The following is a 16,248-nucleotide window of genomic DNA, read 5'->3' on the forward strand; positions in this document are numbered from 1 at the left end:
GAGCCATTTGAATCCGAAGAAGCGCCAGCGTTCGCCTTTGACCCGGGATTCTTACTATTAAATCCTTATATAATCCAAGAATCCCGGGTCAACAGCGATCGTAGGATCAAATGGCACGCGTAGCGTCTTCCCACATAACTCACTAATCTTTTACCCACACCCTCTACTTCACAAAATGAAACGAATTCAGCGTCGAATCTAGTGCATTAGACTGTGCCGCTGTGTTGTTCGCATCGTTTAATGTTGTTGTCACGGTATAGGTTTTACCGTTATGCTCCAGAACGATTTGACGACCTGTATAACCGATACCTTCCTCCACACGGTGAAATGTAAAGGACACTGCTGGAACTCCAGCAAACGTTACGTCCTTAACTTCCTCCACTTTGAGGTTTTTATAGTTCTTGGCTTGTTTATCGTAGAAGTCCTTAAGCTGAGACACCGTTAATTCGAAGGATTGGTCGTTGTCGATTTTGATGGAAAAACTTCCTCCGGTAAATTGATACTCTATATCTCCCAATTCAAATTGATCGCTAACCGCGGTCCAATACCGTGGAATATTCACTGTATATTCATATGCTTTAGACGTCTTTTTGATCGTTTTCGTTTTGTCCGCCAGGTAGTCATCCTCTTCCAATTGTCCAAAGTTATTCGCTACCGTTTGGAAATCGATTTGAAGTGAGGAGATGATCGCGTTGAACTGGTCATTTCCCTTGCTTACTTTTTCAGGCACTGCATATTCAGCCAGGTAGCGGTATCCATTTTGCTGAATCAGCACATTGTACTGCTTGACCCATTCATCCCCAAAATTATAGCGGTACTCCTGCACTAATCCCTGAACGCCTGCAACCTTCAGCGGATACGTCTTTTGTGCCTCATAAGCAGTAGACACAAATGAATCGCTCAGCCATTTTTGCAGCTGCTGACCCCAGTTCTCCAATTTTCCATCCGCGGGAGCGGAGGTGACTTTCATGTGGAAGCTCGATCCGTCATTGCTTTCATATTGCATTCGCTGGTCGTCCATTTTCCAGCCGGCAGGTATTTTGAATGACACACCATAGTCTGGGTTTCCGGCCACACGTGTGCCCCCTACAACAGTAGACAAGTCTTTAATACTCTTATCCTGTGCGTTAAAAGAGGTTTTAAAGGAGTTCAGCAGTCCTGCATACTGGGCCAGATCTTTATAGTTCGTTGCTTTAGCATCAGAAAAATATATTACATACAGTCGTCCATTGTCATAGTACTGACGATTTTCCCATAGTACGCCGTCCCCATCCTTCGTAATAACACGAGCATAAGGAACTTTCGCTTTCGGGAAGGATTTTCGGTCCACCACAGTTTCTCCCGTTTCCTTGGCTGCCTGTACTAATTGTTGCAATAGATCATCCGCATTCAGTGGAACCGGCTGTGACGCTGTATGCACTTCCATATAGTATGCACTGTTCTCATCCATAAAAGTGGAAATACTCTCGTCTCCACCTCCCTGACCGATGACAAGTCCTGTTGGATAGTTCATGGACCAGTCGTAGTAACTGTTTCCAATCTGCGTCTTGCCCTCATCATTATCGATATTTGGTGTATCTTCAGCTACTGTGCCCGCCTCTTCCTGGGCTTTCATCCGAACAATGATTCCTGCGCCATTCTTCTCCATCTTACCGCCCAGTCCTTCTGCTACTTGACGCAATGGCACCATGAGAATGCCGGATGACATTTCCGGTGGAGCCGGAAGTGTTACCTTATGACCTCTCACCCAGGCCGTACGGCTACCGATCGTCAGCGATACGACGTTAGTGCCACTGGTGATCTTGACCACATTATCTTCAGCCAGGCGGATTTTGCTGTTAAATGCCTTTTTAAACACACCAGCCGGCACCATCAGTGCACCACTTTTGGAATAGGGCTTCGTAATATTCGCATTTTGACCGTTTACAATGGCTGTATTGCTACCGCTTTGCAGACGCAATTCCAATAGATTTTTATCTTGATCTGCTGCAACTGCTGGCAAGGCGGTAAGCAGAAGGGACAATGCGACAGCGCCGACCCCCAGCTTACGCATCATTTTTCTTTGAATATGCTTCACGGTAAATCTCCCTTTAGCTTTATTTTATAGATTCATGAGCCGTTATCGTTCACTTTCCAGTAGCTGGCTCTGAAGCTTCCTTCGAAGGTGCCATACTGTCATCTACAGCTGCCCCAGATTCATTCGAATCTTCATGATCTTCTCCAGACTGAATGGAATCATAAATTTCACCACTATCCTGTGTCAGCACCAGTTTGCGCTTTACAATATCACCGTCCGATTGCATAAGTACACTTATCGTTTGGCCTGGTTGATAGTTTTTAAGCAGCTCATTGACATCGATGGCGGAGGCTACACGCTTGCCATTAATACTATATAGCTCATCGCCTTCCTTGATTTTGGCCTGTACGGCATTGGCTGAAGTAACTTTCGTGACTTTCAAAGGATCCTCTGTAGGTAGCCCAACGATAGCTGACCAGCTCTCTTCAAGCCCTAGGCCAAGACTAGCACGCCGGACCTCACCATATTTGAAAAATTGATTGATAACATATTTCACTGTATCCGCCGGAATAGAAAAGCCCATATTTTCAATCCCGACCGCCGAGAATTTCATTGTATTAATCCCGATGACCTCACCTTTGAGATTGACCAATGGACCACCGCTGTTACCAGGATTGATCGCGGTATCACTTTGGATCAAACGATAAGCAGCGTTGACACCACGGTTCAGCCCGCTAACAACACCTGAGGTTGCCGAGTTCCGAAGTGAGAAAGAGATCGGCGTACCGATAGCCACTACCTGCTCGCCTACCTGTAAACTGTTCGTAGAAGCTGCAAAGGTAGCGGGCTTAAGGCCGCTTGCCTTAATTTTAATCAACGCCAAGTCGCTGATCGGATCGCTATAGCTGTCGATGATCCCGTAAGATTTTCCGTCCGAGGTTACAACTACGGCATCACCTAATCCATCGATTACATGCGCATTCGTAACTATCCATCCATCTGCCCGAATGATGACACCCGTGCCGTGAGCCAAGTTGTATCGGTCCCCCCCTGCTACGGTCTCTCCCTCAGCTGAACGGCCAATAATGCCAACTACAGAAGGAGATACATTTTTAACAACCTGCGGCACACGATCGGCCGATAACGTATATGTACCATTTGCGCTGTTATACGCGCCGCTGGTTCCTAATGCTTTATTCATATCACTTACGTTAACATAGACCCCGCCATTAATGACCTTGGCCTTTAATGCAGTTCCACTGCTGGCTGCACCCGCTGTTCCAGAAATACATAGAGCGCTGCCCAAAGCTAGTACAGCCGCCCTTTTCCCCATCTTACGCATATACTCACCATTTCCTCTCCAACATGACCCTGTTCTATCAGTTAGTCCAAATCTACCATAGAGGGAGCACGCATACAATCGCTTTAAGCCCTATCTTTTTCTAAAAAAGGACCGTTTGCTGCATCCCTATCCTCTCATACTATTTATATTATAAATTTTCCAAATCCTTATATCAAAAAAATAAGCAAAAACAATAAAAAATCGTTATACCTTTTGGGTCATTCCTTCGTTTACGGGCGTAACCAACTATGATACCATCACATTATATCTTAGTTATATTGTCGGAAATAAAATCGTGAGTCCTACATCCAAATCTCAAGTATAAATAAGCACCTGAAGGAGGTTAAAAAAGGATGGCCTATGAACCAATCTGGAATGCTCATCCCGATAAGCTTAACAAGTTTGAGCTAGTCAAGCTGGAAAAGGACGGTCTCGACGTTATACGCACCATCATTGAAAGCTATGCACACAAAGGCTATGACTCGATCACTGCGGACGATATGGACCGATTCAAATGGGCCGGGGTTTACCAGCAAAAGCCTAAGGATGGCCATTTCATGATGCGTGTCCGCATCAACACAGGGATTATGACTTCAGCACAGGCACGTGCCTTAGCGGACATCTCCGCACTGTACGGGCGCGGCCTGGTGGATGTCACCACCCGTCAGGCTATTCAATTTCACTGGCTGACCGTTGAAAGCTTGCCAGATATTTTCGAACGACTGGAAAAAGTCGATTTGTATTCCTTTGAAGCCTGTGGAGACTGCCCGCGTACCATTGTCGGCAATCCGCTGGCTGGCATTGATCCTAATGAACTGATAGACACTCAGGAGATTGTAGATGAAGTAAACCGCTTCTTCTTGTTGAATCGCGATTTTTCCAATCTTCCACGCAAATACAAAATGTCCATCTCCAGTAATACGTACAACAATGCACAAGCTGAAATTAACGACTTGTCCTTCATACCGGCGACCAAGATCCTTGACGGAAAAGAAGTCGTTGGCTTCCATGTGATGGTTGGCGGTGGATTATCCGCCAAGCCGCATTTGGCACATCCACTGGACTTGTTTGTCCGTCCTGAGGAAGTACTGAAGGTTGCTATTGCTGTTACCACCATCTTCCGGGATTACGGCTATCGGGAAAAACGACACCATGCCCGTCTGAAATTTCTCGTGGCCGATTGGGGGCCAGACAAATTTCTGGCCAAACTCACCGAGTACACCGGCGAAATGCCGGGACGAGGGGAAGATAAAACCATCGGCTGGCAAGCCGCCTATTTTGATGGTGTGCATCCTCAAGCCCAAGAAGGTCTGAACTATGTCGGTCTGAATGTGCCTGTCGGTCGCCTCAGTGCTGACGAGTTGCATGAACTAGCCGACCTGGCTGACCGCTACGGCGATGGACAGATTCGTACCACGATGTCGCAAAATATTTTGCTGAGCGGTGTGCCTGATGACCAAGTGGATGAGCTACTAGAGGCTCCAGTCCTGCAACGCCTGACACCACGACCCAAGCATTTTATGAGCCGTACCGTATCGTGCACAGGCAATGAGTTTTGCAATCTGGCGATTGTGGAAACGAAAAAGCGCGCGGTTGACGTTGCCGAGTATTTAGATGAGCACGTGCAATTGGATGAAAAGATACGCATCCATTTTATCGGCTGCCCGAATTCCTGCGGTCAAAAGCATATTGCAGACATTGGACTGCAAGGCTCGCTCCTTAAGACACCAGAAGGCATGGTTGACGCGTTCGATATCGCTGTCGGCGGGGCGCTTGGTGCGGGTGCCCAGTTCAACAAGGCACTCAAAGGCCGCGTACGCGGTGATCAGGTTGGTCCGGTGTTGGCAGAGCTCATTCTGTTCTACAAAGAAAACAGGCTTGCTGGCGAAAGCTTTTATGCGTATGTCCAGCGTGTAGGCATTCCGTCTTTCCAGGAAAAGCTGTCTGCTATTCTGCAGTCCAGTCACGTTGCATCCTAAGGTAACACCCGTTAACAGCCTGCTTGTATCTCATATACAAGCAGGCTGTTTCTTATGCATATACCATCCCATACCTGCTTCTTAAATTGCATAAAAAAAGATACCGGATTACTCCGGTATCAATATTTTCCCAAAATCGAGTACTGTTGGCTTCTGAACGCCTGTTGTAGATGTCACCACCGCATAGCCTGAGGGTATCTTGTATATCAATCCCGTATCGTATCGGATGGCGAAGGAGTTATCTTCCTTATAATGAGTCTTCGTTTCCCATACCTTCGTACCGTTTCCTTTTAAGCCTGTGATGGTGATGCCATGCATCTTCGACGTTTTACCCAGTGGATCGTATTGGTCAATGAACTGGACATACAACTGCTCTTCAGGCAGATACACCCGGTCAGCCGCATAGTCCTCTGTGTTACTAAACAATTGGAGACCATTACTTAACACCTGGGTACGCTTGCTGTTTCCTTTAAGCCCTGTTACAGCGATATGACCGCCGGGCAACTCGCGTACTGCAGCAATTTCTTTACCTGCTCCTAAGTCCAGATGGACATCCCGGATATTGCGACCATACACATCGGCTTGTACCCCCACAGGGCCATCTGAGCTGTTCAAAAGCGCATAATATCCATTGTGACTGCCAACCAGCCAACCCGAGGTCACTCCGGTTGTCGTTCGATTCCATAAAAGATCGCCAGTTTCAGTGTATTTGAGTACAGTGAAGGACTGCTCTGAAAGGTTCAGATAGGAGACTAGAAAACTGCCATCCTCCAGGGTCTCCAAACCTACCTGAGCATCCTGTCCATGAGATATCAAACCATCAGTTGGTAATATTTTGGACCATAAGGGGTTTCCATCCGAGTCTAATCGTGAAGCGTGTACATCTCGCATTCCGTTCGGTTCGGTATAATCAAGCAGAAAAAGCAAGCCACCATCTGACGTCTCCTGTTGGACTCCCCTGCTACTTGTTCCTGGCTGTACGCTCAGGTCTTGCTGGTGTTTCCACACAGTCTCCAGAGAACTGTCCAGCTTGCCATAGGTGACGTGTACTACACTTGCTGCTGTATCGTCTTCGACGTTCAGCATTAAGAACCCACCCTTTGCTGTAGGCTGAATGTAATTGTGAGCGCTCTCTGAATCCTTAATGCTGCCAATTGCTGCACTGGTTTCAATCTCGGCTTGTATGGGCGCATACGCCTCGGACACCTCGGATGCATAGGATGGTGCTGCATTATACCCCAACAAACATGCCGCTAAAGTGACTCCTGCTGCCCATGAGTATACACGTGTACGTAGAACTTTACTTTGCTTCATCTTCAAACGTTCCAGCTCCCTTCATGACTTCCTCAGAGATGTGGTATAAACCTTAGATGTGATCTGACTATAAACGGTTCGTTTCAACTAGTAATGGTTGTCACGTGGGCACGGAACTTCGTATGATGCTAGATAATCATAAGTTATATATTAACCTCTTCAAGCCCGAGCCTAAACATCCAAAACTCTAAAATGTAGAGATTACTCAGAGACTTTTTGGCGATGATATACCTATAGATTTATTATTCCAGCGCTTGGTAAACTATGTGTCACATGCTTTAACGCAGGAATTTAATAAAAGTTTTCTTTTTTTACAAAAAAAATAAACCCTGCCAACGGGAAGGCACAAATACGCTTATCGTATTTTGCCTCCTGTCTGTGCAGGGCATCAACATGTACGTTAAAACTGTATCTATAGATCGACGGTCTGAAGCGCTTGGCTGCGCTGTGTATCCCGTTCAAGGATCGGCTTTAAGTATCGGCCTGTATAGGATTCCTCGACTTTTACGAGTTGTTCTGGTGTCCCGGTAGCCAGGATCGTTCCACCGCCGCTTCCGCCTTCAGGCCCCAGATCAATCAGGAAATCGGCTGTTTTAATTACATCTAGATTATGCTCAATAACCAGTACGGTCTCGCCTGAATCAACCAAACGATGCAGCACGGTCAACAATCGGTCAATATCGTGAACATGCAGACCAGTTGTCGGTTCATCCAAAATATAAATGGTTTTGCCTGTGCTGCGACGATACAGTTCGGAAGCCAGCTTCACACGCTGTGCTTCACCACCGGACAAGGTAGTCGCTGGTTGACCCAGCTTGATATACCCCAAACCCACATCCATCAATGTCTGAATCTTGCGATGAATCTTCGGAATGTTTTCAAAGAATGCTGTCGCATCCTCTACCGTCATTTCGAGCACATCAGCAATACTCTTCCCTTTATACTTAACCTCAAGGGTCTCCCGATTATAACGTTTTCCTTTGCACACTTCACAGGGTACATACACATCTGGCAAAAAGTGCATCTCAATCTTGATGATGCCGTCGCCTCTGCAAGATTCACATCGGCCTCCCTTAACGTTAAAACTAAACCGGCCTTTCTTATAGCCTCGAACTTTAGCCTCGTTTGTCTGAGAGAATAAGTCACGGATATCGTCAAACACTCCGGTATATGTTGCAGGATTGGAACGCGGTGTACGGCCAATCGGCGATTGATCAATCTCAACAACCTTTTCGATATGCTCTAACCCACGTATTTCTTTATGTTGCCCTGGGCGTACTCTCGCACGGTTCAGATCACGCGCCAACGTTTTGTATAAAATTTCGTTGACCAGCGTCGATTTTCCAGACCCGGATACGCCAGTGACAGCCGTGAACACGCCCAATGGAATTTTGACATTCACATTTTTGAGATTGTTCTCCTTGGCTCCGCGGACCTCCAGCCACTTATCCGCAGGCTTGCGCCGCTCGGTATTGACCGGAATAAACTTGCGGCCGCTCAAATATTGCCCAGTCAGGGAGTTCGGATCTTCCATAACTTCCTGCGGTGTCCCCTGCGACATGATCATCCCGCCGTGAATCCCGGCTCCTGGCCCAATATCAATGATATAGTCCGCCGCCATCATCGTATCTTCGTCATGCTCCACCACGATCAACGTATTGCCTAGATTCCGCATATGTTCCAATGCACTAATCAGACGGTCATTATCACGCTGATGCAGCCCAATACTTGGCTCGTCCAAAATATAAAGCACACCCATCAGGCTGGACCCGATCTGTGTCGCCAGTCGAATACGCTGTGCCTCCCCACCGGACAACGTACCTGCTGCACGGCTTAAAGTCAGGTATTCCAGACCAACGTTCACAAGAAATCCGAGTCGACTGTTAATTTCCTTTAAAATGAGATTGGCAATCGACTGCTCTTTCTCACTCAGCTCCAGTGTGTGGAAAAAGTGAGACGCCTCCCCGACAGACAAAGCGGTCACATAAGCGATATTGCGCTCTTGAATGGTTACCGACAAGCTTTCTTTTTTCAGTCGGTGTCCCTTACAAGTGTTACATGGCTTTGCACTCATAAAGCCTTCAATAAACTCTCGTATTCCCTCAGAAGCGGTATCCCGGTAACGACGCTCCAGATTCGGGATGATGCCCTCAAAGGTCACATAGGCTTCCTTACGTTGACCAAAATCATTTTCATAGCGGAAACGGATTTTCTGGTCACCTGTTCCATGTAAGATAAGATTCATTTGCTCTGAAGTTAATTGGCTTACAGGAATGTCCTGCGGAATACCGTAGTGTTCGCATACCGACTGTAAAAACTGAGGATAATAAGTGGAAGTTCCTCCACTCCATGCCTGGAACGCCCCATCTTCCACACTTTTTTCTGGATCGGGTATGAGCAGATCAGGGTCAACGACCATTTTAACGCCTAACCCATCACAATCCGGACAAGCGCCGAACGGACTATTAAAAGAAAACATTCGTGGAGACAGCTCATCTATGCTAAAACCGCAAATCGGACATGCAAAGTTGGAGCTAAATCGCAACTCCTCTTGCCCTATAATGTCTACAAGCAACTGTCCGCCTGAAAGATTCAGTGCCGTCTCAATCGAGTCGGACAGACGCGCACGCACATCCTCCTTGACTACGATCCGGTCTACAACCACTTCAATCGAGTGCTTCTTGTTCTTCTCCAGCTCAATCTTCTCAGACAATTCACGCAGTTCGCCATTCACCCGTACCCGCACAAAGCCCTGCTTGGCTATATCAGTGAACAGTGTCTTATGCTCACCTTTGCGACCAGATACCAATGGAGCCAGGATTTGCAGCCGTGTCTTTTCAGGATACTGCAAAATGCGGTCTACCATCTGTTCGACGGTCTGTGAAGTGATTTCAATGCCATGTTCAGGACAATGAGGATGACCTACGCGGGCAAATAACAGCCGCAGGTAGTCATAGATTTCGGTAACTGTTCCGACCGTAGAACGTGGATTTCGACTTGTCGTTTTTTGATCAATAGAAATCGCAGGAGACAGACCGTCAATCGAATCAACGTCCGGTTTCTCCATTTGTCCGAGGAATTGACGGGCATATGCAGATAAAGATTCCACGTACCGCCGCTGTCCTTCCGCATAGATCGTATCGAAAGCCAGTGATGATTTACCTGAGCCGCTAAGCCCTGTCAGGACGACAAACTTGTCCCGTGGGATCGTCACGTCAATATTTTTGAGATTATGCGCCCGTGCGCCTTTGATGATGATGCTTTCATTCGCCAAATGTTTCATCTCCTTAGCCGTAGTTCACGTCATCCTATACCGCATGGGATTATTCGATGGAAGTGATATATCGCAAAGAGAACGACCACATCGGCCGTCCTCACTATCTTTAAAGCAATCAAACATTCTATGATCAATATGTTGTGCTTCTATCCTATTCTCGATGTTTAGTCAGCCCGCAGCTCCAGCAAAGCATCACGCAGCTCGGCGGCCCGCTCGAACTGTAGATTTTTGGCCGCGTCCTTCATTTCTGCTTCTAGGCGCTGAATGAGGGATTGACGCTCCTTCTTGGAAAGTTTACCCGTCTCATTAGGAAGGTAATCATTCTTGGATTCTGCCGTCTTGGTTGCTTCAATGACATCACGGATCTTTTTACGGATGGTTTGCGGGGTAATTCCATGTTCTTCATTGTATTGAATTTGAATTTCACGGCGCCGTTCCGTTTCCTTGATCGCTTTATCCATAGAATCGGTAATCTTATCGCCATACATAATAACACGACCATCACTATTCCGTGCGGCCCGTCCGATCGTCTGAATCAGAGAGCGCTCAGAACGCAGGAAGCCTTCTTTGTCCGCATCCAAAATCGCAACCAGCGATACTTCCGGCAAATCAAGGCCTTCCCGCAACAGATTGATCCCGATCAGCACATCGAAGGTTCCGAGACGAAGATCCCGCAAAATCGCCATCCGCTCCAACGTCTTAATCTCAGAGTGCATATACCGAACCTTGATGCCCACTTCTTTTAAGTAGTCCGTCAAATCTTCAGCCATTTTCTTCGTGAGTGTAGTGACCAGCACCCGTTCTTCACGTTCTATGCGCTGCCGTATTTCATTAATGAGATCGTCAATCTGCCCTTTGCTCGGACGCACCTCAATAAGAGGATCAAGAAGACCTGTAGGACGGATAATCTGCTGTACCATCGTATCGCATTTCTCCATCTCATACGGACCTGGAGTAGCCGATACATAGATAATCTGATTTACTTTGTCCTCAAATTCCTCAAACTTCAACGGACGGTTATCGAGTGCAGATGGCAGACGAAACCCATGTTCAACGAGTACGTTTTTACGCGCTTGGTCTCCATTATACATCGCACGAATTTGCGGCAATGTAACATGAGATTCGTCGATGACGATCAGCATATCATCTGGGAAATAATCCAACAGTGTATAAGGTGTCGCTCCGCGCTCGCGGAATGTCAGTGGACCCGAGTAGTTTTCGACACCGGAACAAAAGCCAACCTCTCTCATCATCTCGATATCATAGCGGGTACGTTGCTCCAAACGTTGTGCCTCCAGCAGCTTCCCTTGCTCCTTCAGCTCTGCTAACCGCTCTTCCAGTTCACGTTCGATATTGACCAGTGCTACCCTCATCGTATCCTCATGGGTAACGAAGTGAGACGCCGGGAAAATGGCAATATGCTCACGTTCACCGATCAACTCACCTGTAAGCACATTAATCTCGGTGATCCGTTCAATTTCATCTCCGAACAGTTCTACCCGTATCGCATTTTCTCCATGGGAAGCCGGGAATATCTCAACAACATCCCCCCGTACACGGAAAGTACCCCGCACGAAGTTGATATCGTTCCGCTGATATTGAATATCGACCAAGCGGGACAAAATCTGATTGCGGGGTTTCTCCATGCCGACTCTAAGCGAGAGCAGCAAGCTTGAATATTCTTTCGGGGAACCCAAACCATAAATGCAAGAGACACTCGCTACAATAATCACGTCACGACGCTCAAACAGAGAGCTTGTGGCCGAGTGGCGAAGTTTGTCAATCTCCTCATTGATGCTGGAATCCTTCTCGATATACGTATCGGAGGAAGGGATGTACGCCTCCGGTTGGTAGTAATCATAGTAGCTGACAAAATAATCGACCGAGTTGTTTGGAAAGAATTCTTTAAACTCACTTGCCAGTTGAGCGGCCAAAGTCTTATTATGCGCAATAACTAGCGTAGGCCGATTCAGCTTGGCAATGGTCTGAGCGATGGTAAAGGTCTTACCTGTTCCCGTAGCACCTAATAGAGTTTGATGCTTCTTTCCTTCTGCAATTCCCTCTACCAATTCGAAAATGGCCTGGGGTTGATCGCCCTGAGGTTGGAATTCCGACTGAATTTCAAAAGTCTTATCGCTAACAACGATATCACTCATTGCCCTGCATCACCCTTATCGTCTAAAATGAAAACATCATGTTTTTACACCAATCGAGCTTTAACGTCTTTGCCTGTAATTCTATGTCGATATTTCCCGAGCAATGATACTTGGGAAATATGGTTGAATAAGAATGTTTGTTCCCGTATTATACCTCTTTCTAACCGTGGATGCAAACGATAAGTCTTGAATAGGAGTGAATTAAATTTTGGATATCACCATCGTATTGGGCATCATCGCCGGAATTATAGCATTAATCGGTGGCTTCTTATGGGAAGGCGGCCAATTTACAGGGCTGCTTCAAGGGACATCAGCTCTGATCGTATTTGGCGGAACCTTCGCCGCCGTTGTGATCAGCTACCCTGCCTCCAAGCTGAAAACTATACCTACCGCTCTGCGGATGGCTTTTAGTCGTGAGGATAATCCTACGGAGCAATATATAGAAGATTTGGTTTCCATGGCTGCCACTTCCCGCCGATCGGGTGTGCTTGCGTTAGAACGCATATCTTCTGAGCATCCGAATGCATTTTTGCGTGAAGGTCTTCAACTAGTCATTGACGGCACCGAACAGGAGCAGATCAAGCAAATTTTAGAACTGGAATTAGATGCGATTGGGCACAAACATGAGGGTTACGCCAAAATATTTGAATCGGCAGGCGGCTATGCTCCTACAATGGGGATTATCGGTACGGTCATGGGTCTGATCCATGTACTGGGCAGCCTGACCGAGCCGACTGCGCTCGGCCCTTCGATTGCTGTGGCTTTTATCGCAACACTTTACGGCGTTGCTAGCGCCAATCTGATCTTTTTGCCCATCGCGTCCAAAATAAGAGCAGCCAGTGAAAGCGAAATAATTACGATGGATTTGCTGCTGCAAGGTATTCTAGCTATTCAAAATGGAGAAAATCCTAAGCTTGTACGCAAAAAACTGGAGTTCTTTATCCGCTCGGAGCAAAATATAGATCGTAAACTGCCTCGTCGCTCACCTACAGAGAGCGCTTCTCCAAAGGAGGACTTCCATGAGAATGCGCGCTAAGCGCCGTGGGCGTCAAGGCGGTGGTGGAGACCAACGAGACCGGTGGATGATCACCTATGCCGATCTGATCACCCTGCTGCTCATTTTTTTCGTCGTGATGTATGCCATGAGCAGTCTGGATGCTAAAAAATACGACGTCGTTGTTCAATCCCTCCAGGATACGTTCCACAAGGGAGATTCTATACTGGAGCAAGGCTCGGGCATTACGGGAACTGCCGATCGTTATACCAGCAAGAATCCACCTGCGACCAAGCAACCGGCCTCTAATAAAAAGGAAGCTGGATCAACCAAGCTCACCGAGCGTGAACAAGCCTTTCGCAAGCAGGAACAAGAGCTGCAAAACCTGATGGGTGTCATCCAGGAATATATTACAGACAACAAGCTGCAAAACCAGATTTTCGTATCCGACCAACCGCGTGGCATTGTCATTACGCTGAATGACCGCTTTCTATTTGACCAAGGCAGAGCGGCACTCAAGCAGGGTTCGGCGAACACGCTATCCAAATTAGCCAGTCTGTTTCGAGATTTGAAAACACCGATTAGCATCGAGGGCCATACGGACAACATTCCATTCACGCGTTCCTCTAACTCATCGACCTACAAGGACAACTGGGAGCTTTCCGGCGCTCGGGCACTGTCTGTACTCCGATTCTTTATCGACCGGGAGCAGCTATCCCCCTCAGGTTTCCAGTATGCGGGTTATGCAGATACCCGTCCGGTTGGTGACAATAGCACCGAAGCAGGGCGACAAAAAAACCGCCGTGTCGAAATCACTGTGCTGCGTCAGCTACAGCAGTAAAACCCAAAAACCTCCCGAATCACGCAATAACGTGATAGGGAGGTTTTTTTAAAACGTATCATCATGTTACGTGGCTTCCGCTCTGATGTAGACGCAGAACAATAAACTGTACGAACAATGTGGATAAGGGCGGCGTACAAGATGCAATAGAGATGATTTTGTTTATGCTATATCTCACTATGTATTAGAAGCCAAGGGGAGGTTAGATTTTATCTTGTCATGGTGCTTGATGCTAATAAGATAGGACGAGCTCGTGTTGCTTCTCTTGAATCTGTGAACTTTGGGATACGCTCTGTTGTCTACGATAGCTATATTTCCAATCGCTGTACTTATTAAGGAGTCGATCCAACTCCATAGACTTGGTCAGCACCCGTCGATCCTTCAAACCCACCTCTTTCGCCAAATCATTTAATTCTTTTCGCTTTTCTTCGATGCACTCCTCCAATTCTTGCCATTTCACATCAATAAACCTCCTGTTCGGTGTGGTATTTACATTAGTTTACAAGCTGATACCTTCCCCGCAGGTTAAAAATATAATAAAACCCATTTCATCCCTTTAACGGAATGCATCAAAAAAGCCAATCCAAATGAATTGGCTTTAGAAATACAATCTCTATTTCTTTAATGTCCATTTCCATGCCCATAAGTGCTATAGTTCCCGTTACCATGTCCGAATAGATCCACATTAGCATTAATCGATTCTTCAAAACTAACAAAGCTAATTAGACTTAGTGCCAACAAGGAGAACATCGTTAATTTTTTCATCATCTAATATCTCCTCCATTATAAATTCATAATTCTTTCTATGCTGAGATGTGGAGTCTTTTCTGAACTTTTCGAACAAAGCAACACATTCCACAAATTTTGTTTTATTATTAATATTTTTATAAAACTTTAGGCTTTCTAAAATAGAATCAAGACCTTGATCGATTTTTTCATTGCCTAAATAGTAAATTGCTAGTTTATAATGTAAATCAGCATATCTATCTACAGTCGGTGCTAGCTGATAATAACCACTATCCAAAGAGAAACTATCATTAAAAACTCTAATATCCTCTGAAAATTCTGAAAGTACGGCATCAATGCTAAATTTATGTTTAATAGCAGACTCAACAATAGTAAGCAAGCCAGGCAATACTTCAAGGGGATTTTTTTTAAGGAAATTAACATACGAAAGTAAACTTCCCTTTTCACCCATTAAAACCTTTAAATTAAGTTTATTTGCTTCTGCCCATAATTTAAGTAGTTCAACTTCTTCTAAACCTAATTCGTCCAGTCCTTCAAACCAGCCTAAATCAGCATAGCCATCAATATATTCCATTGCCTTTTCATACATTCCTTGTAGTTCCAAAGCATTGCCTTTAAGTAAATAACCTTGCCCATAGTAAACTACAAGTGGTCTTTCAGTCTCTAATTGTCTATACTTATTTATATTTTTTCGTTTTTGAATCTCATTTTTATACACAGTTGTTGCTAAGTTACGTAGCTCGTCAGCATACCTCTCTACCTCTTTCCATTGATGAAGACTAAAGTAGATATTAGCCAATTTCAACAAAGCATCCAAATGATAATTTTCAGGGAGTCTGTTACGATAGGGGATGAATCTTAAAACCGCTTCTAAGTTCCTTTCTAAATCTTGACCTATAGAAGCAACAAACAGTTTATAATGACTGATTGCCAATCTCTCAGAGTGTTGGTACTTTTCATTTTCAACTACACATTCATAAAAAGGAATTGCCTCTTGTAGTTTCCCTTCCTCATAAAGCTCCTCTGCCAAAGCAAAGATTGTTGGAATATGGTTAAGATCCTCCATTAATCGGGATAGTACTTTCTCTACACACCTCAGATTTCCTATTTCTACACAACGTATAAGGAATGGCTTAACTCTTTTCCAATGTGGTCTTCCATCATAAAAACATTCATCAACATATAGGTCATATAGCCAGCCCTCTGGATAATTAAGCGCTTTAGTAATCAAGTCCATTTGTCGTACGGAGATAGGTTTAGGTGGATTTCCGTTAAGCATAGCACTAAAAATGCCCCGGTTAAGTCCCGTAGCTTGTCCAAAACTATTAAAAGTGTAGCCACCAAGTTTTAATTCTTTCTCAATTTCCGAACGAATCGTGGTTGTATTTTCCAATAAAAACACCCCCGGCGTATTCAGATGATTTTAAAAAATCACCCTCCTCGACAATCAATTACAATATACTAGAAATTATATGAATATTTTGGATAATGGTCAACCCCTTTTCTACACTATTTTATAATATTATGGAATTTGATGTTATTAATTAAAATAATCCTCACAAGGACTAAAAATTAATTAAA

The 16,248-nt window shown here is 45.5% G+C and carries 10 protein-coding genes; 3 read left to right on the top strand and 7 right to left on the bottom strand.

Annotated features, from left to right (window positions below; translation table 11 throughout):
- Positions 1 to 163 precede the first annotated feature (163 nt).
- Together FKV70_RS07240 and FKV70_RS07245 are read right to left on the bottom strand one after the other, a co-directional pair.
- On the bottom strand, positions 164 to 2,077 hold the full coding sequence (locus FKV70_RS07240; protein WP_142612321.1) for a stalk domain-containing protein: 1,914 nt from the start codon (positions 2,075 to 2,077) through the stop codon (positions 164 to 166).
- 49 nt (positions 2,078 to 2,126) lie between these two features.
- Complete coding sequence (locus FKV70_RS07245) at positions 2,127 to 3,359, bottom strand: S1C family serine protease (RefSeq protein WP_142612323.1); 1,233 nt, start codon at positions 3,357 to 3,359, stop codon at positions 2,127 to 2,129.
- Between the two features lie 353 nt (positions 3,360 to 3,712).
- Here FKV70_RS07245 and FKV70_RS07250 point away from each other — a divergent pair, with 353 nt between their 5' ends.
- Positions 3,713 to 5,338: a nitrite/sulfite reductase gene (locus tag FKV70_RS07250; RefSeq protein ID WP_142612325.1), complete on the top strand. Its 1,626-nt coding sequence runs from the start codon at positions 3,713 to 3,715 to the stop codon at positions 5,336 to 5,338.
- 108 nt (positions 5,339 to 5,446) lie between these two features.
- Here FKV70_RS07250 and FKV70_RS07255 read toward each other — a convergent pair whose 3' ends face one another.
- From FKV70_RS07255 to uvrB, 3 genes are all read right to left on the bottom strand, one after another.
- Complete coding sequence (locus FKV70_RS07255; RefSeq protein WP_142612326.1) at positions 5,447 to 6,658, bottom strand: hypothetical protein; 1,212 nt, start codon at positions 6,656 to 6,658, stop codon at positions 5,447 to 5,449.
- Between the two features lie 406 nt (positions 6,659 to 7,064).
- Positions 7,065 to 9,926 (bottom strand): excinuclease ABC subunit UvrA, encoded by a 2,862-nt coding sequence (gene uvrA / locus FKV70_RS07260; RefSeq protein WP_063212678.1) that lies wholly within the window; start codon positions 9,924 to 9,926, stop codon positions 7,065 to 7,067.
- A 167-nt stretch (positions 9,927 to 10,093) separates the two neighbouring features.
- Positions 10,094 to 12,085: an excinuclease ABC subunit UvrB gene (uvrB, locus tag FKV70_RS07265; protein ID WP_142612328.1), complete on the bottom strand. Its 1,992-nt coding sequence runs from the start codon at positions 12,083 to 12,085 to the stop codon at positions 10,094 to 10,096.
- 208 nt (positions 12,086 to 12,293) lie between these two features.
- On the opposite strand from uvrB, the gene FKV70_RS07270 reads away from it, so the two are divergent.
- Both FKV70_RS07270 and FKV70_RS07275 read left to right on the top strand, forming a co-directional pair.
- The gene (locus FKV70_RS07270; RefSeq protein ID WP_142612330.1) at positions 12,294 to 13,121 is read left to right on the top strand and encodes a flagellar motor protein; all 828 of its coding nucleotides are present in this window, start codon (positions 12,294 to 12,296) and stop codon (positions 13,119 to 13,121) included.
- Positions 13,105 to 13,920 carry a flagellar motor protein MotB gene (locus tag FKV70_RS07275; protein ID WP_142612332.1) on the top strand — a complete coding sequence of 272 codons (816 nt, stop codon included), beginning with the start codon at positions 13,105 to 13,107 and terminating at the stop codon, positions 13,918 to 13,920. The genes FKV70_RS07270 and FKV70_RS07275 overlap by 17 nt, the downstream gene beginning before the upstream one ends.
- Positions 13,921 to 14,152: 232 nt before the next feature.
- On the opposite strand, the gene FKV70_RS07280 is transcribed toward FKV70_RS07275, so the two are convergent.
- Positions 14,153 to 14,380 carry an aspartyl-phosphate phosphatase Spo0E family protein gene (locus FKV70_RS07280; RefSeq protein ID WP_063212674.1) on the bottom strand — a complete coding sequence of 76 codons (228 nt, stop codon included), beginning with the start codon at positions 14,378 to 14,380 and terminating at the stop codon, positions 14,153 to 14,155.
- Positions 14,381 to 14,638: 258 nt separating this feature from the next.
- Positions 14,639 to 16,060: a tetratricopeptide repeat protein gene (locus tag FKV70_RS07285; protein WP_137079355.1), complete on the bottom strand. Its 1,422-nt coding sequence runs from the start codon at positions 16,058 to 16,060 to the stop codon at positions 14,639 to 14,641.
- Between the last annotated feature and the right edge of the window lie 188 nt (positions 16,061 to 16,248).

Source organism: Paenibacillus ottowii, from assembly GCF_006874425.1.
In the GTDB taxonomy this organism is placed as follows: domain Bacteria; phylum Bacillota; class Bacilli; order Paenibacillales; family Paenibacillaceae; genus Paenibacillus; species Paenibacillus ottowii.